This is a genomic window from Micromonospora echinofusca (assembly GCF_900091445.1).
Lineage (GTDB): Bacteria > Actinomycetota > Actinomycetes > Mycobacteriales > Micromonosporaceae > Micromonospora > Micromonospora echinofusca.
Map to the genome: position 1 here is coordinate 3,557,060 of NZ_LT607733.1, position 18,103 is coordinate 3,575,162.

Here is an 18,103-nt window from a genome sequence, read left to right on the forward strand (position 1 = left end):
GCATGGTGTAACGACCCCACCCCCGCCACGATTCCGCCCCCACGATGCCCCCGACCACACCCCCGAACCGGACACCCCGCCCACCCCGGACCAGACGAGCACAGCCCAGCCGCACTCCCCGCACGCCTACGCCACAACCGGACACGCGACGCAGATGGCCGTGATCGTGACCGGCCGAGATCTTGGTAGTTCCGCGCCCCTGGAGGGGCACTTTCGTACCAAGATCTCACGGACCCCAGGCACGGCCCGGACACCCAGCCAGCACGCCGGGCGTGGCCCGGTCCGGCATGCGCCTGAGGCTCAGCGGGACAGGTCGCGGTCCGGGGCCTGCGCGTCGGAGTAGACGCTGCGGTAGATCGTGCCCCGCCCCGTCGGGTCCGGCGCGTACGGCAGCGGAGCGGGCTCGACGGGCGGGGCAAGATCGACGGGCGGAGCAAGGTCGACGGGCGCTGCGGGGTCGACGGGCGCGGCGCCGCGCCGTGCCCGGACGATCCGGGAGACCACGAACCAGCCGGCGGCCGCCACGCAGGCCACGATGACCACCTTCTGCAGCACGCCGGCGTAGCCCTCGACCAGGTGCCAGTTGTCGCCGAGCAGATAGCCGGCCATCACGAAGGTCGTGTTCCAGATCAGACTGCCGAGCGTCGTGTAGACCGCGAACGTCCACACCGGCATCCGCTCCACGCCGGCCGGGATGGAGATCAGGCTACGGAAGATCGGAATCATCCGGCCGAAGAAGACGGCCTTCACCCCGTGCCGCAGGAACCACTCCTCGGTGCGGTCCACGTCGCTGAGCTTGACCAGCGGCAGCCGCTGCGCGATCGCCCGGACCCGTTCCCGGCCGAGCACGGCGCCGATCCAGTAGAGGGCCAGGGCCCCGAGCAGCGAGCCGAGGGTGGTCCAGAAGATCGCGCTGACCACGCTCATCCGGCCCTGACCCGCGACGAATCCGGCCAGCGGGAGGATCACCTCGCTGGGGATCGGCGGGAAGAGGTTCTCCAAGGCCACGGCCAGACCCGCGCCGGGACCGCCGAGCCGCTCGACCAGACCGATGACGAAGCCGATCAGTCCGTCCTCGGGTGGCGCGGCCTCCGCGGTGTCGGTGCCGGAGGCGAGCAGGGCGTGCGCGGTACGAATCATGGCCCCCACGCTACGAACCGTTCCTGAGAGTCCGCCACGGGGCCGGCCCTCCCGGGCGGCGGGGCCCGTGACGGCGGGGTGCGGGAGGCCGGGAGGCGCCTAGCGGGCGGCCCGCGCGGCGACCGCACGGGCGGTCCGGCGGTGCGCGGCGGCCTCGTCGGCGCGCCCCAACGCGGCGGCGAGATCCGCGAGGTGCCGGGCCACCGGGCCGAGGGTCAGCACGCCGCTGCCGGCGCCGGCCAGCTCGTCGGCGGCCGGGACGAGCGCGGCGTACGCCTGCCGCATCGTGGCGTGGTCGTCGAGGGCGAGGGCGGCGCGGGCGGCGAGGCAGAGCCGGGCCTCGCGCAGCAGGTCGTGCGGCGAGTCCGGGACGGCGCGCAGCGCGGCGGCGGCCTCGCCGCGCCGACCGGCGGCGAGCAGGACCAGGGGGCGCGCCCAGGGTTCGTACGGCCCGAAGTCAGCCGCGCCCCCGGCGGTGCCCTCCGGCTGCGGCGCGGTCGGCCGCAGACACAGCAGCGCCAACGCGAGCAGCCCCTGCTCCATGCCGGGCATCCCGCTGCCGGTGAGCCGGGCCTGCGCCGCCCGGTAGGCGGCCTCCGCCTCGTCCGGCTGCCCGGCGATCGCCAGTCGCAGGGCGGCGTACCAGCTGGTGAAGACGCCGACCAGCGGCAGGTCGTAGCGCTGCGCGAGGCGTTCGGCGGCGCGGGCGTGCGCGTCCGCGGCCCCGAGGTCGGCCAGCGCGCAGCGCGCCTGGAGCAGGACGAGGTGGCCGAGTACCTCGAAGCTCACCAGCCCGTGCCGACCGGCCAGCTCGACCAGTTCGGTGCCGATGCGGGCGCGCTCGCCGGCGAGGCCGGCCCGGCCGAACGTGTGCAGGAAACGGGCGTTGAGCGCGTGGGCGAGCAGCGCCGGATGCGACAGCCGCCGGGCGACCGCCTCCGCCTCGCACGCGGCCCGGTGACCCCGGTCGGTGGTGGTGCCGCGCAGTTCGAGGGCGAGGGTGCTCAGCAGCCGGCTGCGGCGTTGCGGATCGCCGTCGCCGAGCGCGGCCAGCGCCCGCTCGGCGGCCCGGGCGACCTCGCGGGAGAGGTGTTCGTCGTCGTTGCGGGTCCAGACGGCCGGGACGTCGAAGGCGGCGAGGACATCGCCGGTCAGGGTGGCGTCGTCGAGTTCGACGGCGGTGGCGAGCGCCGTGGAGCGCAGTCGCCGCGCCTCGTCGAGGTGGCCGGTGACGGCGAGCGCCCGGCCCAGCCCCATGACCGCGTCCAGCCGCCCCCGTACGTCGCCGTCGCCCGCCCGGTCGTGGGCGGACAGCGCCTGACGCCACAGCCGGGCCGCCTCGTGCGGCTGGAAGCGCCGTTCGGCGCGCTCGGCAGCCGCCCGGGCGTAGCGTGCGGCGCGGGGCGCGGTGACGCGGGTCGCCGCGAGGGCGAAGTGGTGGGCGAGGGCGGTGACGTCGTGCGGGTCCAGCCGCTCGATCGCCTCGCCGGCGGCGGCGTGCCAGCGGGCCCGGCGCGGCGCCGACAGGTCGCCGTAGAGGGTGTCGCGCACCAGGATGTGGGTGAACCGCAGCCGCCCGTCGGCGCCGTGCCCGGTGAGGAATCCGGCGGCCAGGGCGAGGTCGAGACCGTCGAGGACCGACGGGCTGTCGCCGGCGAGGGCGGCCAGCAGGTCCGGGTCGACGTCCCGACCGAGCACGGCGGCCTGCCGTAGCAGCGTACGGGCCTCGTCCGGCAGCCGGGTCAGCCGGTGGCGGATGACGTCGCGTACGCCCGTCGGCACCTCGTGCAGGGCCGCGCCGCCCCCGGTGGCGAGCAGCCGCGCCAACTCCCGGACGAAGAACGGGTTCCCGCCGCTGCGGCGGTGGATCAGGCGCACCACGGACGGGTCCAGCTCCTGCCGGGCGACCGCCCGGGCCAGGTCCCCGGTCGCGGGCTCGGCCAGGCCGCCCAGGTGCACCCGGACCGGTTCGACGCGGGCGAAGCGGGCCAGCGCGGCGGTCAACTCGGGGGTGATCTCGGCGGTGCGGTACGTGCCGACGATCAGCACCGGTCCGGTCACCGGCTCCGGCTCGCCGACCAGGGCGGTCAGCAGGTCCAGGGTGTCGGCGTCGGCGCGGTGCAGGTCGTCGACGACGAGCAGCACCGGTCCCCGCCCGGCGGCCGCCGAGACCAGCGAGGCGGCGGCGCGACGGAGCCGGAACCGGGCCACCGCCGGGTCCACCCCATCCGTCTCCGGGCCCGTTTCGTTCACCTCCCGGCCCGCCGCGTCCACCTCCGGGTCCGCCTCCCGGCCCGCCGCGTCCGCCCATGGGCCCGCCGCCCGGCCCGCCGCGTCCGCCCATGGGCCCGCCGCGGCGGGCCCCGGCTGTGCGGCGCCCGGGGCGGACGCGGTGAGCGCGGCGGTGATCCGGGCCCAGGGCCAGGCGACCGGGGCGCCCTCGTACTCCGGGCTGCGGCCCCACGCGGTCGTCCAACCGGCAGCGGCCAGGTCCCGGGCGAGGGCGTCGGCGAGCGCCGTCTTGCCCGCGCCCGGCTCGCCCGAGACGAGGGCGAGCGCGGGGCTGCGGTGCCCGGCGACGTGGGCGGCGGCCTGCCGCAGGGCGGTCAACTCCCCGTTCCGCCCGACGAACGGGCGCTCGCCAGGCGGGACCGCCGCGCCGGCCGGCGCGGGCGGCGCCGCCCCGGCAGCCGTCCCGGGCGGCGCCGCCCCGGCAGCCGTCCCGGGCGGCGCCGCCCCGGCAGCCGTCCCGGGCGTGGTCACCCCGCCGCCCGTCACGGGCGTGGTCACGAAGGGCGGGATCAGTTCCGGCGCCTGGGCGAGGATGTCCGCCTCCAGTCGGCGCAGCCGCGGGCCCGGGTCCACGCCGAGCTCCGTGACCAGGGTGTCGCGCGTCTGCCGCAGCACGGCAAGCGCCTCGCCCTGACGGCCCGACCGGTACAGGGCGGTGGCCAGCAGCCGCCAGGCGTCCTCCCGCAGCGGGTGGCTGGCCGTGTGGGCCCGCAGTCCGGCGGCGGCCTCGGCGGCCCGGTCGAGCGCCAGCAGCGCCTCCGCCCGCCGCTCGAGGACCAGCATCCGCAATTCGTCGAGCCGGTCGATCTCCGCGCGGGCCCAGAGCTGGTCCGCGAACTCCGCGTACGCCGGACCGCGCCACAGGCCGAGTGCCTCGTCGAGGCGACGCAGCGCGGGTACGGCGTCGCCGGCCGTCAGCAGCTCGCCGGCCTCCCCGGCCGCCGCCTCGAACCGCCAGGCGTCCACGGTGTCCGGGGCCGCGCGCAGCGCGTAGCCGGGCGGGGCGGTCACCAGCAGGCGGGCGGGTTGCCGGGCCGCCCGGCCCGGTTCCAGGGCGCGGCGCAGGTCGGCGACGAACGTACGGATCGCCCCCACCGCACCGTCCGAGGGCGTCTCCCACAGGTCCCCGACGAGCCGCTCGACCGGTACGACCCGGCCCCGGGCGACGAGCAGGCGGGCCAGCACGGCGCGGTGGCGGGGGCCCTTCAGCGCGACGGGTCCGGCGTCGCGTACCGCGCGCACCGGTCCCAGCACGCCGAAGGCCACCGCGTCCGCCGCCGGTTGCCTGGTCATGGCACCAATCTAGGCAGGCCCCGCCGGCCGGGTGCCCGGGGCCGGCACCGCGCGGCACTCATCCGTTGCTGACCGGTCGCTGATCATCCCCGGGCACGCTCGGTGCCGGACGACGTGGTCCCCGGAGCACCGCACCCGCCGCGAGGGCGGCACCACAGGAAGGCCCACCATGCACCCGACGATCAGCGGATTCGAGCACCGACGCGTCACCGTCGCCGACGGCGTGACGCTCAGCGCGGCCGTCGCCGGTTCCGGCAGCGCGGTCGTGCTGCTGCACGGCTTCCCGCAGACCCACCTCATGTGGCGGCACGTCGCCGCCGATCTCGCCGCCGACCACACCGTGATCTGCCCCGACCTGCGCGGCTACGGCGACAGCGACAAGCCGGCCGACACGGACGGGACCGCGTACTCGAAGCGGACCATGGCCGCGGACGTGGTCGCGCTCGCCCGGGCGCTGGGCCACGAGCGGTTCGCCCTCGCCGGGCACGACCGCGGCGCCCTGGTCGCCGTCCGCGCCGGCCTGGACCACCCCGGGACGGTCACCCACCTGGCCGCGCTGGACGTGCTGCCCACCCTCGACATGTGGGACGTCATGCGCGGTGTCTCCGCCGCCGTCGGCTTCCACCTCTACCTGATGGCCCAGCCCCCGGGTATGCCCGAGCGGCTGATCGGGGCGAGCCCGGACGCCTTCTTCGGCCACTTCCTCGACGCCTGGACCCGCGACCCGGACGCCATCCCCGCCCAGGTGCGGGCGGCGTACCTGCGGGCGTCCCGGGAGGCGGTGCCCTCCATCGTCGCCGACTACCGGGCGTCCGCCGGGATCGACGTCGCGCACGACCGCGCCGACCGGGCCGCCGGCGCGACGCTGCGGATGCCGGTGAGCGTGCTGCAACAGGACTGGGGTGCCGCCCTCGGCTACGACGCGGCCGCGCTGTGGCGGGCCTGGGCACCCGACCTGGAGCACCGGACGGTCACCTGCGGGCACTTCATGGCCGAGGAGGCGCCCACCGAGGTCGTCGCCGCCCTGCGCGCCCTGCTGGCCCGGTAGCGCCGGGCGACGCCCCCGGCCGCGGTGCCCGCCCCGCCCCGGACCGGCCCAGGGGTCGGATCCGGTCGGGGACCGTCACGCCGCGCCGGGGCGATCCGGTGGCGGCAACCGCACTAGGGTGACCCCGTGACGACGCGCACCACGAGCACCGGCGCGGCCCCGGTCGGCGCGCTGCCCGCCGCCGGGACGGCGGCGCGGTGACCGGCCGGCTGGCGCAGCTGTGGCGCTATCCGGTGAAGTCGATGCTGGGCGAGCGGCTGCCCGCCGGCGACGTCGGCCCGGCGGGCGTGGCGGGCGACCGGCGGCTGGCCCTGCGGCACCGGGGCACCGGGCGGGTGGCCAGCGCGAAACACCCCCGGCTCTGGCGTGGCCTGCTCGCGCTCCACGCGACCGGCGCCGCACCCGGGCCCGTACGCATCACGCTGGCCGACGGGCGGGCCGTGTCCAGCGTCGACCCCGACGTCGACGACGTGCTGTCGCGGGTGCTCGACGCCCCGGTCACGCTGATCGACCGGCCCCCTACCGGGGCGGTGCTGGACCGGGCCGACCCGGACGCGGTGCTGGCCGCCGGCCTCACCGCCGAGGTCCCGGTCGACGCCAGTCCGCTCGGGGCGGCGGCGCCGGGCACCTTCTTCGACTTCGCCCCGGTGCACCTGGTCACCACGGCCACGCTGGCCCGGGTGGCCGCCGAGCTTCCGGCCGGCACCGTCGAGGCGGTCCGCTACCGGCCCAACCTCGTGCTCGACGTCGACGTGGACGGCTTCGCCGAGAACGACTGGGTCGGCCGCGAGCTGCGGATCGGCCCGGAGCTGGTGCTGCGGGTGCTCGCCCCGACCCCACGGTGCGCGGTGCCGACCCTGGCGCACGGGCCGCTCCCCCGGCAGGGCGCGGCGCTGCGCGTACCGGCCCGGCTCAACCGGGTGGCGCCGCTGCCGCAGCTGGGCCCACAGCCGTGCGTGGGGGCGTACGCGCAGGTGGTCCGAAGCGGTCGGGTGGTGCAGGGCTCGACGGTCGAGGTCGGCTGAGCCGGCTCAGTCGTCGTCCTCGTCGTCGTTCCGCAGCCCCGTGTCGACCCGGTCGAGCAGGGCGTCGAGTCGCGCCGCCGTGTCCGGCGGGATCTGCCCCTCCTCGGCGGCCTCCGCGAGGCGCTCCCGCAGTTGTTCGACCCGCTTGGCCCGGTCCTTCTCCTTGCCCCGGCCCAGGTCGGCGAGCTTGTCCCGCAGCCCCTCGACCGTCTTGCGGTCGATCTCGCCGCGCGCCTGCGCCCAGGCGAGCACCGCGGCGAACTCCGCGATGAACTGCGGCAGGCCGACCGGTTCGGGCCGCGCGGTCACCGGCGGCGGGGCGGCGGTCGTGGCCGGCGGTCGCGTCGGTCTGGCCGACGTCGGCTCGCCGCCCGGCGTGCCGGTGGTGGGGGCCGCCGCCGGTGGTGGGCTCGCCCCGTCGGTGAGCACGAGCGCCCCGACGAGGCCGACGAGCAGCGCCACGCCGACGGCGACCAGCGCGGTGACGGGCCTGTCCCGCGTCGCCCGCGCGTCGGTGGCCGGGACGCCCCGGCCGGTACGGGCGGCCACGGGTCGGTGCCCGCCGGCCGGGGCGGGGTACGGCACCCCCGCGCGCCCGGACGCCGGCCCGGGCAGCGCGCGGTCGGGGCCTGGCAGCGCGCGGTCGATCAGGGTCGGCGGGTGCGCGGGGCTCCCGGGCAGGGTCGGCAGGACGGCCGCCGGCGGGTTGGCCGACGTCGACGCGCCGAGACGGGCGGAAAGCTCAGCGGCGCCCGGCCGGCGTGCCGGGTCGGTGGCGAGGCAGGCCAGGGTCAGCTCGGCGACGTCGGCCGGCAGACCCGGTGCCTGCGGGGGCGGCACCGGCCGGTGCCCGGCGTGCACCTCCAGCGCGTCCTCCCAGGTCTGCACGGGCAGCGGGGCCCGGCCGGTGAGGGTCCGGTAGAGCAGCGCCCCCAGGGCGTAGACGTCGCTGGCCGGGTTCGGCGGACCGGGCCGCATCCGCTCCGGGGCGAAGTAGGCGGGGGTGCCCATCAGCAGCTCTCCGGTCTGACCGGCGCGCGGATGGTGCGGACCGGCGAGCGCGGCGATGCCGAAGTCGAGCACCTTGGCGCCGGTCTCGGTGAGCATGACGTTGCCGGGCTTGACGTCGCGGTGCACGACGCCGATGCGGTGGGCGGCGGCGAGCGCGCCGGCGACCTGGGCGGCCATCCGCACCGCCTCCGGCCAGGGCAGCGGGCCGGAGGCGAGCCGGTCGGCGAGGTTGTGCCCCTGCACCAGCTCCATAACCAGGTACGGCACGACCATGCCGCCGTCGAGGGTCGCCTCGCCGTAGTCGTACACCTGGGTGACGTGCGGGTGGGTGAGCCGCGCGGCGGCGCGGGCCTCGCGCTGGATGGTGGCCCGCAGCTGCGGGTCGGTGGCGAACTGACGGGTGAGGGCCTTGACCGCGACGGGGCGGTGCAGCACCTCGTCGTCGGCGCGCCACACCTCGGACATCCCGCCGAGGCCGATGCGCTCGCGCAGGACGTAGCGGTCGTGCAACCGCAGGGCGGGCGAGAACGGCGACATAGCCCTCCAGTCTGCCCTGCCGGCGGGGGTGGCCACCAGCGCGGTGCCCGTCGGCCGGGCGAGCTGATCGACGAGGCGCACGCACGACGCCGCCAGCGCCCGTCGTCCCGGACGCGGGCGCGGGTCAGGGCTTGCGGGCCACCCCTGCGTACATGCTGACCTCGGCCGCCGTCGGACGCGGCTGCGGGGCGTCCTCGGCACGCCACTCGGCGACGGAGGTGATGCCGGGCTCGACCAGCTCCAGCCCCGCGAAGAAGCGGGTGAACTCGGCCCGGGTGCGCAGGTTGATCAGGCCGTGCGGCCCGTCGCCCCGGGCCGCCTCCTTCGCCTCCTGCGCCACCTGCGGCGGCAGGTAGTCGTGGGTGGCGTGCGAGGCCGCCAGGAAGCTGCCCGGCGGCAGCGCGTCGAGCAGCCGCGTGACCACGGCGTAAGGGTCGTCGTCGTCGCCCACGAAGTGCAGGATCGCGACCAGCATCAGGGCCACCGGCCGGGACGGGTCGATGGTGCGCAGCAGGTCCGGATGGCGCAGGATGCGCTCCGGGTCGCGCAGGTCGGCGTCGATGTAAGCGGTGGCGCCCTCGGGTGAGCTGGTCAGCAACGCCCGGGCGTGCGCGAGCACGATCGGGTCGTTGTCGACGTAGACCACCCGCGACTCGGGGGCGACCGCCTGGGCGACCTCGTGGGTGTTGTCGGCGGTCGGGATGCCGGTGCCGATGTCGAGGAACTGGCGGATGCCCGCCTCCCGGGCGAGGTGCCGCACGGCCCGCTGGAGGAAACGCCGGTTCTCCAGGGCGGCGGTGCGGATCGTCGGGAAGGACGCCGCCACCATGTCGCCGGAGTCCCGGTCGGCCTGGAAGTTGTCCTTGCCGCCGAGCCAGTAGTTGTACCGGCGCGCGGGGTGGGCCACCGAGGTGTCGATGCGGTCGCTGGGGCTGGCGGGGCCGGACGTCGTGCCCGGGGCATCGGTGGTCAAGGCAGCCTCCACGACTCTGCGCCGCCGCGAGCGGGGCGTCCGTCCACTGTCGCCGGTCGGCGACCATGTTAGCCGCAGCCCCGGCCGGACGAAGCCCCGCCGTGCTCACCCCGGATAGAGGTCGTCCAGGATCCCGCCGAGGATCTCGGGCGTACGCTCCGGCGGCTCGGCCTCCACGCAGAGGCGCTCCATCGCCACCGCGTAGTAGTCGAGGTCGTCGCGCTTGTCGAGGTAGAGCGCGCTGGTGAGCTGTTCGATGTAGACGACGTCGGGCAGTTCCTGGTCGCCGAAGCGCAGGATGGTGAAGGCCCCACCGGCGGCGGCGTGCCCCCCGGCGGCGAACGGGATGACCTGGAGCCGGATGTTCGGCGACTTGGTCGCCTCGATCAGCGCCGCCACCTGGTCACGCATCACCCGGGGGCCGCCGATCGGCCGGCGCAGGGCAGCCTCGTCCACCACCGCCCACAGCTGCGGCGGGCGCTCGCGGTGCAGCAACCGCTGGCGCTGCATGCGCAGGGCGACCCGGCGCTCGATCTCCGCCGGCGCGGCCCGCCCGTGCCCGAGCAGCACCACCGCGCGGGCGTACTCGCGGGTCTGAAGCAGGCCCGGGACGAACTGGACCTCGTAGCTGCGGATGAGCACCGCGGCCGCCTCCAGCCCCAGGTACGACTGGAACCAGCTCGGCAGCACGTCGCCGTAGCGGTGCCACCAGCCCGGGCTGTTGGCGTCGCGGGCGAGCTTGAGCAGCGCCTCCCGCTCCTCGGGCGCGGTGACGCCGTAGAGGGTGAGCAGGTCCGCGACGTCGCGCTCCTTGAAGCCGACCCGGCCCAGCTCCATCCGGCTGATCTTCGACTCGGAGGCGCGGATCTCCCAGCCGGCGCCCTCCCGGGTCACCCCGCTGGACTCGCGCAGCCGACGCAACTGGGCGCCGAGCAACATGCGCAGCACGGTCGGGCCGGTCCCCGGACCGCCCTCGGCGGGACCCATCGCCACAGCCGACCTCCACACGCCGTTCAGGTCGGCCAGGTGCCCCCGCGCGGCCGACGTGTAAGCATGCCATGAACCGTGAGTGAGGTGAACTTCCTCGGTGCGGACAATCCGTCCCGCCGACGGGACGCGGTCAGGCGATCAGATCGTCGAAGTCGCCGTCGCGGGCGCCGAGCACGAAGGCGGCGATCTCGTCGACCGTGTAGATCAGCGCCGGCCCCTCGGGGTGCCGGGAGTTGCGCATGGCGATGCCGGCGCCGCCCGGCAGTTCGGCCAGCTCGACGCAGTTGCCGCTGGGGTTGCTCCGGCGACTCTTCTGCCAGCGCAACGGGGGCAGCTGGGTGGTGGGAACGCCGTTCGGAGGCTGTTGCATGGGCGTCTTTCTCTCGCGAGCCCCGCGACGCCGGCCGCGGTGGCTCGGTGAGGGGCGCACGGCATCGACGATGGGCTTCCTGCACGTGCATCTGCTATTGCATCTGCATCGGACAGCGAGCATGATAACGCACGTGAACGGTACCCATCTGTTCACTGAGAGTTACCGAACCTGGGCTGCCACCAGGGCGGAAAGGGCCTGGCGCGGGCGTGGACCGCCGCGTGCCGGGGCCGGGAGTCATCGTGGTGATGGGAGGTCTCGTGCCGGATCCGTTGACCATCGCGTCCGGCATCTGTGCCGCCGGGGCACTCGTCACCTCCTGGCAGCTGCGGCGCCGCGCGATCGAGGCCGAGGCCGAGATCAGGCACCTCCAGGCCGAACTGGCCGCCGAGCGGCACGCCGCCAGCCACGACCCCCTCACGGGCCTGCCCAACCGCCGCGCCTTCTACCGCCTGGCCGCCACCCTGCTCACCGACGCGGCCGGCCAGCCGCTCATCGCCGTCGTGCTCGACCTCGACGACTTCAAGCAGATCAACGACCGCTACGGGCACGCCGCCGGCGACCAGGTGCTGGTCAGCGTCGCCCAGCGGCTCGCCGCCTTCGCCGGGGACAACCTGGTCGCCCGGCTCGGCGGCGACGAGTTCGCCGGGCTGCTCACCAGCCCCACGATCGACCGACGGTGGATCGAGCACGCCACCCGGCGGCTCTGCGACAGCCTCGCCGCCCCGATCCCGCTGGGCGGGCTCAGCGTCCGGGTGACCGCCTCCGTCGGGCTCGCCCCCGTCACCGGGCCGGCGCAGCTCACCGAGGCGCTCGACCGGGCCGACGCCGCGATGTACCGGGCCAAGAGCCTCGGTGTGGCCCGCCCGCCCCGCCAGCTCGTCGACACCGCCCACCTGGCGGAGTGCTGAGCGGGCCGGCCCGCCCTGTCGGATCGCCGACCGGGCGCGACGCGTTTCGACGTGTCCCGCGACGGCCGGCGGGTATGCCGGCGGGGTCAGCGCCACAACGGCCGGAAGGGGAACCACCGTGGCGAGCATCCGCGCTGTGGTCCTGAACTGCACCCTCAAGCGGTCCCCCGCCCCGTCGAGCGCCGAGGTGCTCGGGCGCGAGGTGCTCGACGCCCTCGCCGGGCAGGGGGTGGCGGGCGACCTGGTCCGGGTCGTCGACCACGACGTGCGGTTCGGGGTCTCCACCGACGAGGGCGACGGCGACGGCTGGCCGGCCATCCGGTCCAAGCTGATGGCCGCGCAGATCCTCGTCATCGCCACGCCGATCTGGCTCGGCCAGCCGTCCGCGGCGTGCAAGATGGTCCTCGAGCGGCTCGACGCCGAGCTGTCCGAGACCGACGCCGAGGGCCGGCTGCTCACCTACGGCAAGGTCGCCGGGGTCGCGGTCGTCGGCAACGAGGACGGCGCGCACCACACCATCGGCGAGGTGCAGCAGGCCCTCAACGAGGTCGGCTTCACCTGCCCCGCGGCGGGCGCCACCTACTGGGTCGGCGAGGCGCTGCACAAGGTCGACTACATCGACGCCCGCCCCAAGCCCGACACCACGGGACGCACCACGAAGGCGCTGGCGCTCAACAGCGCGCACCTGGCCCGGCTCCTGGCCGAGCAGCCGTACCCGCCGCCGGACGCCCGCGACGCCGCCGTCGGCCCGAGCCGCGAGCCGGCCTGACGCTCAGCGCCAGCCGTAGCCGGCCCGCAGGGCCTGCCCCACCCGGTCGAACCGGGCCCGGTCCAGCACCGCGCCCTCGCGGCGGATGCCGTCCTCCCGCATGGTCAGTACACGGTCCAGCCGCACCCAACTCGGCCGGTTGTCCCGGTCCCACTCGCCCGGACCGAGCGCGAGCCAGTGCCGCTGCCCGTCGCGCTCGCTCTGGCTGGACAGCATCAGCCCGAACAGCGTCCGGCTGTGCCGGCCCACCACCAGCACCGGGCGGTCCTTGCCCTGCCGCGGGTCGTCCTCGTACGGCACCCAGGTCCAGACGATCTCCCCCGGATCGGCGTGCCCGTCGCGCTCCGGGGCGTACGCCAGTTGCCGGCGCTGCAACGCGGCCACCTGGCGGGGACGGGCGACCTGCGCCGGGCCCGGCCGGGGCCGACGCGGCGACGGGATGACCCCGCCGATGCGGGCCGCCACACTCCTGAGAAGTCCTGCCACGACCGGCAGCCTATCCCCCACCGGGACCGGCGGCCCGGTGGGGACAATCCGGTGGACCGGGCCCGGGGCGAGCCGTCAGGATCGGCGCCATGCCGGTTCCCCCGCATCAGGTCCGCGCCCGTCACACCGCCGACACCGTCACCGTCTATCAGGCGTACCCGCCGGAGATCGCGGGTCCGGCGCTGGCCGCCGGCCGCTTCGTGCCGCCGTTCAAGCGGGAACGGATGACGTGGATCAAGCCGTCGTTCCGCTGGATGATGTACCGCTGCGGGTGGGGCGCGAAGCCCGGGCAGGAGCGGGTGCTCGCCGTCGAGATCACCCGCGCCGGCTTCGAGTGGGCGCTGGCCAACTCGTGCCCGAGCAGCCTCGACCGCGACCTGCACCCCGACCGGGAGACCTGGTCGCGGCGGCTGCGGGCCAGCCCCGTGCGGGTGCAGTGGGACCCGGAACGGTCGCTGCGCCTGGCCCCGCTGCCGCACCGGTCCCTCCAGGTCGGGCTCGGCGGCGAGGCGGTGCGGCGCTACGTCGACGAGTGGCTCGTCGGTCTCACCGACGTGACCCCGACCGCCCACGCGGTACGCGCGGCGCTCGACGCGGGCGACGACACCGCCGCCGAGGCGCTGCTGCCGCCGGAGCGCCCGTACCCGCTGCCGCCCGAGGTGGCCGCCGTGATCGGCGCGTCCACACTGTGACCGGACCCCGTGCCCCCGGTGGGCGCGTCGTCGGGTCCCGGTCTGCCTCGACCCGCCACGCGCCACGGCTCCAGCCGGTGCTCGAGGTGGGTCGCCTCGACGACTTCCCGCTCTGGCCGGTGGCCGACGTCGGGCCGTGGCTGGCGCTCTCCGAGGCCCTGACCGCCGCCGAGGTGGGCGCCGCCGTGGCCCGGATCGCGGCGTACAACCACCTCGACGACCGCACGGTGTGGCCCGGGGACGACCCGCTGACCGCCGTGCTGCCGGTGGTGGCGGCCGACCCGGAGCCCGGCTCACTGGTGGTACCCGGCGGTCTGCGCCTCACCGACCCGGCGACGGGGGCGCGGGTCGACCCGGGCTGCTGCAGTGGCCTGGAGGACTGGCGCGAGTGGTACGAGGTGCCGGCCGGCCGTTCGCCGGACCTGGGCCACGACCCCGACCCCTGGGTGGAGCGGCGCCCCGACGGCACGGTCCGGGTGTGGGCGGACGAGGAGGGCAGTTCCTGGGTGGACGCCCACGTCGATGAGCTGATGGGGCTCGTCAACGGCGTCCGGGCGGACCTGGCCGGGTTCCTGCGGGCGCTGCGGAGCTGGGCCGATGACGTCGTTCCCGCCGGCGCGGACGAGCTGGTCGCGAACCTGGACCGGCACCTGCGGGTGTCGGAACCGGGCGCCCCGGCGAGGCCATAAGCCGACCGACGGCGCGGGGTGGTCGGGCGGCGCCGTAGCCCCTGGCACGTGCTTCACTGGGGTGCCGGCACGGACGGAGGCGGTGGCGGGTGGTCTTCGAGACACGGACGCGGAGCCTGGCCGCGCTGCCGACGGTGGGCGGCCCGAGCGCCCGCCCCCGGCGGCGGGTCACGGGTGCCGCGGCAGTCGCCCTGCTCCTGCTGGCCGGCGCGACCGGCTGCACCGGCAGCGGGCGTTCGCAGCCGCCGCCGGCCGACGCCGCGTCCGCCACCGCCGCCACGGATCCGTCCCCCACGCCGACCGCGCCGGCGGTCGAGGTCCGCGACGACTTGGCGGGCCTGTTCCGGCAGGCCGGACTGCGGGGTACCTTCGTGATGTACGAAGTGACGGCCGGACGCGTCGTCATGGTCGACCGGGAACGGGCCGAGCGGCGCTTCGTCCCCGCCTCGACGTTCAAGATCGCGCACAGCCTGATCGCGCTGGAGACCGGCGTGGTGCGCGACGAGCGGCAGAAGGTGCCGTACGGCGGCGGGCCGCAGCGCGTCGCCGCCTGGGAGCGGGACATGGGGCTGCGCGACGCGGTGCGGGTCTCCAACGTGCCGGTGTTCCAGGAGCTGGCCCGCCGCATCGGGCCGGAGCGGGAGCGGGAATGGCTGCGCCGGCTCGGCTACGGCAACGGCGAGGTCGGGCCGGCCGTGGACCGGTTCTGGTTGAGCGGGCCGCTGGAGATCTCGGCCGACGAGCAGGCGCGGTGGCTGGCCCGGCTGGCCCGGGGTGAGCTGCCGGCCGACCGGGGGCACCAGGCCACCGTCCGGGACATCCTGCGCCTGGAGCGCACGCTGCGGGTCGGTGGACTCTTTCCACGTCTTGGTCCGCTGGAAGGTGATCCGGTGCCGATGCAGGATCTGCCGTAGCCGTTCCCGCCCGATCCGGACCCGTCGGGTGGAATGAACGCGCAGGTAGTCGGCGAGCTTGCGGATGCTCCACCGGGTGAATGACCGCCCCAGCTTCTCGGGGCGGGTGTTGGCCGTCTCGACGATGAACTGCTCGGCATCGCTACCGATCTGGCGGGGACGGCCACCCGCCCGCTGAGGGTCCAGGCTGGCCATCCCCATCTCGTTGAACCGGTGATGGCCTGCCGGATCGTGTCCTCGTCGGCCTGGACGAGACGGGCGATCGCCGGCACCGTGTTCCCACCGGCCGACGCGAGCACCACCATCGCCCGCCGTAACCGGATCGGCGAGCCGGTACCTCTACGAGTAATCCTCAACAGCTGCTGACCCTCCTGGTCACGGAGCCAGCCGAACGCGAACGAGTTCTGCCACCGCCACAGCCTGACCCGCCACCGCACTACCGGCCTGGCATGCCATACGGCGTGTCATCCGACGTCGCCAACGACGTGGGGCACCAGCGGTGGTAACGGAGAAGTAAGGTGGGCGGTGATCTTCATCAGGAACCGGCGTTTCGGCCTGCTCTGGACCAGCACGCTACTGTCCAACCTGGGCAACTGGCTGATGATCGTCGCCGTGCCGGTCTACGTCTACACGATGACCGGATCGACGCTCAGCAGTGGTTTCGCCTTCGTCGCGCAGACCCTGCCCGCGATCGTCTTTGCGCCTCTGGCCGGGGTGGTGGCCGACCGGTGGGACCGGCGGACGGTCATGGTCGGGGCGGACCTGCTGCGCATGGTCATCGTGCTGGCGCTGCTCGTAGTCGACGATCCGGGCATGCTGTGGCTGCTCTACACGGCGATGTTCTTCGAGAGCGCGATCGGGCATTTCTTCCAGCCCGCGGCCCGGGCGGTGGTGCCCGCCATCGTCGGTCGGGGCGGTGACCTGGAGGCGGCGAACGCCTGGAACACGGTTGCGGGCGGCATCGTCCGCCTCGCCGGCGCGCCCCTGGGCGGCGCGCTCTACGCCCTCGTGGGTTTCGACGGCCTGGTGCTAATCGACTCCGCGACGTACCTGCTCTCCGCCGTGCTGATCTTCGGAATGGGCCGGCTGCGGGTGGCCGACAATGGGCGCCAGCCGGACACTTCCTCCTGGTTGGCCGCCTTCTGGGAGCAGGTCCGGGAGGGCCTGGCTTTTCTCTTCAGGCACTCTGTACTCCGCGCGACGCTCATCGTATCCAGCCTCTTCCTGTCGGCCAACGCCGCTCTGAACGTGCTTCTGGTGCCGTACGTCCTCGACGTCCTTGGCGGCGACGCCGGCGACGTAGGCGTTCTGATGGCGGCACTCGGCGGCGGCTTCCTGGCCAGCGCATACGTCGGCAACGTACTGTCCCGCAGCGGGCTTCTCCGGCTGTCGTTCACCGGTTGCCTGGCGGCGATCACCCTCTGCTTCGCCGGGCTCTTCCTCATCCACCACTTCGTCGCCGCGCTGGTCTTCATCGCCCTGGCCGGTCTGCCCGGCGGCGCGCTGCTGATGCTGGTCCAGGTCCAAGTCCAACGCCAGACCCCGGACCGCCAACTCGGTCGGGTCGGATCCGCCTTCTCGGCCGCCGAGATGGCCGCGACCGTCGTCGGCGCGTCGGCGGGCAGCATCGCCGGACAACAACTGCCCCTCACCACCACCGTCTGGCTCGTGATCGGCGTGCTGGCGGCCAGCGCGGTGCTCGCCGCCGCGCTGCTACCCACCCGACCCGGACCGGCTGCAGCGAAACCGGAGGCTACAGCGGAACCGGCGATGGCGAAAACCGGTGACAATGGCTGACCGGCATTCATTACGGCTTCTCGCGTCGATCACCGCGACCCAATGGAGCCCACACTGACCTACTGGTGGTCCCGGCTGGCTCTGGAGCCCTCCCCCGCGATCGCCTTATACAGGCAGCTCGTCCGGCCTCCTGAACCTCCTGGTGACCCAGCCGCCGCGCAGAGAACGGGTTCTGCCGCCGCCACAGCCTGAATGCACCACAATGCCGGCCTGGCGACCAGACGGCATGTCAACCAACACCGTGAACGTTCGTGGCCACGGCACTAGACAGGTTCGACAAGACCTAAGCCTCCCTAAGGGACGTCTCGTAACTGGGTGGAGGCGTTGCCCGGCACCGGCCCGGCGTTCAGCCGGCCAGGATGATGTTGTGGAGGTTAGCGATGCCGGACGCGGCGTCGGTCAATGTGTGGGCGGCGCGGCGGTAGTCGCGCAGGATCTTGAAGCACTTCATCCTGGCCAGGGCGTGTTCGACCCCTGCTCGGACGGTGCGGTGTTCGACGTTGAGGGCTTCCTTCCAGTCCGGCAGGTCGCTGCCGTCGGTGGGCTTGCGGTACGGGATGATCACCTCGGGGTTGCCGCGGTAGCCGCCGTCGGCCATCACCGGCCGCCCGTCGAGCTTCTCGGCGATGCCTGAGGTGCGGTAGACGATGGTGTCGTTGCGGTTGCCGGGCTGCGGGTCGCCGACGGCGATGACCAGGCGGGTGCTGGCGTCGATGGCGACCTGCAGGTTGGTGGAGTAGCGGTAGTTCTTGCTCCGGGCGGCCAGGCGGTGATCGCGGGTGGGGACCAGCGTCCCGTCGACGATCGCGATCTGCTCGACCGGCCGCTTACGCACCGGCGCCAGGGCCAGCAGCGGCGCGAGGGTGTCGATGACCCGGTGCGCGGCGGAGTGCGACACCCCGAACAGCGGGCCGATCTGCCGCATCGTCAGGTTCGTACGCCAGTACGCGGCGACCAGCAACACCCGATCCGGCAGGTCGAGGGCCCACTGCCGGCCCGGCCGGCCGTCGGCGATGCCGTCACCGCCGCGCTCGGCGACCAGTCGGACCAGCGAACGGAACTGGGCGGGCTGCAGCCCGGTGAACGGGAAGATCCACTCCGGGCGGGCTGCCGAGATCACCTGCACCCAGGCATCTTGACCGACCATCCTCAACGGACAGACACCG

At 74.9% G+C, this 18,103-nt stretch carries 15 protein-coding genes and 2 pseudogenes; 8 read left to right on the forward strand and 9 right to left on the reverse strand.

What is annotated here, in order from left to right; genetic code table 11:
- Window positions 1–300: 300 nt before the first annotated feature.
- Window positions 301–1,140, reverse strand: a complete 840-nt coding sequence (locus GA0070610_RS15610; RefSeq protein ID WP_089000712.1) for a DedA family protein — start codon at window positions 1,138–1,140, stop codon at window positions 301–303.
- A gap of 99 nt (window positions 1,141–1,239) precedes the next feature.
- Window positions 1,240–4,725: a BTAD domain-containing putative transcriptional regulator gene (locus GA0070610_RS15615; RefSeq protein WP_089000713.1), complete on the reverse strand. Its 3,486-nt coding sequence runs from the start codon at window positions 4,723–4,725 to the stop codon at window positions 1,240–1,242.
- A 169-nt stretch (window positions 4,726–4,894) separates the two neighbouring features.
- Between GA0070610_RS15615 and GA0070610_RS15620 the strand changes: the two genes are divergently transcribed.
- Together GA0070610_RS15620 and GA0070610_RS15625 are read left to right on the forward strand one after the other, a co-directional pair.
- Entirely contained in the window at window positions 4,895–5,773 is an 879-nt protein-coding gene (locus GA0070610_RS15620; protein WP_089000714.1) for an alpha/beta fold hydrolase, read from the forward strand.
- Window positions 5,774–5,970: 197 nt separating this feature from the next.
- Window positions 5,971–6,798 (forward strand): MOSC domain-containing protein, encoded by an 828-nt coding sequence (locus tag GA0070610_RS15625; protein ID WP_089000715.1) that lies wholly within the window; start codon window positions 5,971–5,973, stop codon window positions 6,796–6,798.
- Between the two features lie 6 nt (window positions 6,799–6,804).
- On the opposite strand, the gene GA0070610_RS15630 is transcribed toward GA0070610_RS15625, so the two are convergent.
- The 4 genes from GA0070610_RS15630 to GA0070610_RS15645 form a co-directional block, all read right to left on the reverse strand.
- Window positions 6,805–8,346, reverse strand: coding sequence for a serine/threonine-protein kinase (locus GA0070610_RS15630; RefSeq protein WP_089000716.1), 1,542 nt, complete (start codon window positions 8,344–8,346; stop codon window positions 6,805–6,807).
- Between the two features lie 124 nt (window positions 8,347–8,470).
- Window positions 8,471–9,319 carry an SAM-dependent methyltransferase gene (locus GA0070610_RS15635; protein WP_089000717.1) on the reverse strand — a complete coding sequence of 283 codons (849 nt, stop codon included), beginning with the start codon at window positions 9,317–9,319 and terminating at the stop codon, window positions 8,471–8,473.
- A gap of 105 nt (window positions 9,320–9,424) precedes the next feature.
- A complete protein-coding gene (locus GA0070610_RS15640) occupies window positions 9,425–10,312 on the reverse strand; it encodes a helix-turn-helix domain-containing protein (RefSeq protein ID WP_089000718.1) in 888 nt (295 codons plus the stop codon).
- Window positions 10,313–10,439: 127 nt separating this feature from the next.
- Window positions 10,440–10,679, reverse strand: a complete 240-nt coding sequence (locus tag GA0070610_RS15645) for a DUF397 domain-containing protein (RefSeq protein ID WP_089000719.1) — start codon at window positions 10,677–10,679, stop codon at window positions 10,440–10,442.
- 260 nt (window positions 10,680–10,939) lie between these two features.
- Here GA0070610_RS15645 and GA0070610_RS15650 point away from each other — a divergent pair, with 260 nt between their 5' ends.
- Both GA0070610_RS15650 and GA0070610_RS15655 read left to right on the forward strand, forming a co-directional pair.
- Complete coding sequence (locus tag GA0070610_RS15650) at window positions 10,940–11,590, forward strand: GGDEF domain-containing protein (protein ID WP_089003535.1); 651 nt, start codon at window positions 10,940–10,942, stop codon at window positions 11,588–11,590.
- Window positions 11,591–11,708: 118 nt separating this feature from the next.
- Window positions 11,709–12,359 carry a flavodoxin family protein gene (locus GA0070610_RS15655; protein WP_089000720.1) on the forward strand — a complete coding sequence of 217 codons (651 nt, stop codon included), beginning with the start codon at window positions 11,709–11,711 and terminating at the stop codon, window positions 12,357–12,359.
- A 3-nt stretch (window positions 12,360–12,362) separates the two neighbouring features.
- On the opposite strand, the gene GA0070610_RS15660 is transcribed toward GA0070610_RS15655, so the two are convergent.
- Window positions 12,363–12,845, reverse strand: coding sequence for a type II toxin-antitoxin system PemK/MazF family toxin (locus tag GA0070610_RS15660; protein ID WP_089000721.1), 483 nt, complete (start codon window positions 12,843–12,845; stop codon window positions 12,363–12,365).
- Window positions 12,846–12,934: 89 nt separating this feature from the next.
- On the opposite strand from GA0070610_RS15660, the gene GA0070610_RS15665 reads away from it, so the two are divergent.
- The 3 genes and pseudogenes from GA0070610_RS15665 to GA0070610_RS31960 form a co-directional block, all read left to right on the forward strand.
- Window positions 12,935–13,537: a DUF4291 domain-containing protein gene (locus GA0070610_RS15665; RefSeq protein ID WP_089000722.1), complete on the forward strand. Its 603-nt coding sequence runs from the start codon at window positions 12,935–12,937 to the stop codon at window positions 13,535–13,537.
- A gap of 77 nt (window positions 13,538–13,614) precedes the next feature.
- Window positions 13,615–14,226 carry a hypothetical protein gene (locus GA0070610_RS15670; RefSeq protein ID WP_089000723.1) on the forward strand — a complete coding sequence of 204 codons (612 nt, stop codon included), beginning with the start codon at window positions 13,615–13,617 and terminating at the stop codon, window positions 14,224–14,226.
- 338 nt (window positions 14,227–14,564) lie between these two features.
- Window positions 14,565–15,059: pseudogene (locus GA0070610_RS31960) on the forward strand (penicillin-binding transpeptidase domain-containing protein); the annotation flags it as partial.
- 126 nt (window positions 15,060–15,185) lie between these two features.
- Here the strand turns inward: GA0070610_RS31960 and GA0070610_RS31430 are convergent.
- Window positions 15,186–15,341: pseudogene (locus GA0070610_RS31430) on the reverse strand (helix-turn-helix domain-containing protein); the annotation flags it as partial.
- A gap of 324 nt (window positions 15,342–15,665) precedes the next feature.
- Between GA0070610_RS31430 and GA0070610_RS15685 the strand changes: the two are divergent.
- Window positions 15,666–16,937 carry an MFS transporter gene (locus GA0070610_RS15685; protein ID WP_089000724.1) on the forward strand — a complete coding sequence of 424 codons (1,272 nt, stop codon included), beginning with the start codon at window positions 15,666–15,668 and terminating at the stop codon, window positions 16,935–16,937.
- A 346-nt stretch (window positions 16,938–17,283) separates the two neighbouring features.
- On the opposite strand, the gene GA0070610_RS15690 is transcribed toward GA0070610_RS15685, so the two are convergent.
- Window positions 17,284–18,063: a transposase family protein gene (locus GA0070610_RS15690; protein ID WP_088998274.1), complete on the reverse strand. Its 780-nt coding sequence runs from the start codon at window positions 18,061–18,063 to the stop codon at window positions 17,284–17,286.
- Window positions 18,064–18,103: the final 40 nt, after the last annotated feature.

Bases quoted from the DNA above. Each gene is read 5' to 3' on its own strand.
- GA0070610_RS15610 (WP_089000712.1), bottom strand. From the start codon at position 1,140: ATGATTCGTACCGCGCACGCCCTGCTCGCCTCCGGCACCGACACCGCG.
- GA0070610_RS15615 (WP_089000713.1), bottom strand. From the start codon at position 4,725: ATGACCAGGCAACCGGCGGCGGACGCGGTGGCCTTCGGCGTGCTGGGA.
- GA0070610_RS15620 (WP_089000714.1), top strand. From the start codon at position 4,895: ATGCACCCGACGATCAGCGGATTCGAGCACCGACGCGTCACCGTCGCC.
- GA0070610_RS15630 (WP_089000716.1), bottom strand. From the start codon at position 8,346: ATGTCGCCGTTCTCGCCCGCCCTGCGGTTGCACGACCGCTACGTCCTG.
- GA0070610_RS15645 (WP_089000719.1), bottom strand. From the start codon at position 10,679: ATGCAACAGCCTCCGAACGGCGTTCCCACCACCCAGCTGCCCCCGTTG.
- GA0070610_RS15665 (WP_089000722.1), top strand. From the start codon at position 12,935: ATGCCGGTTCCCCCGCATCAGGTCCGCGCCCGTCACACCGCCGACACC.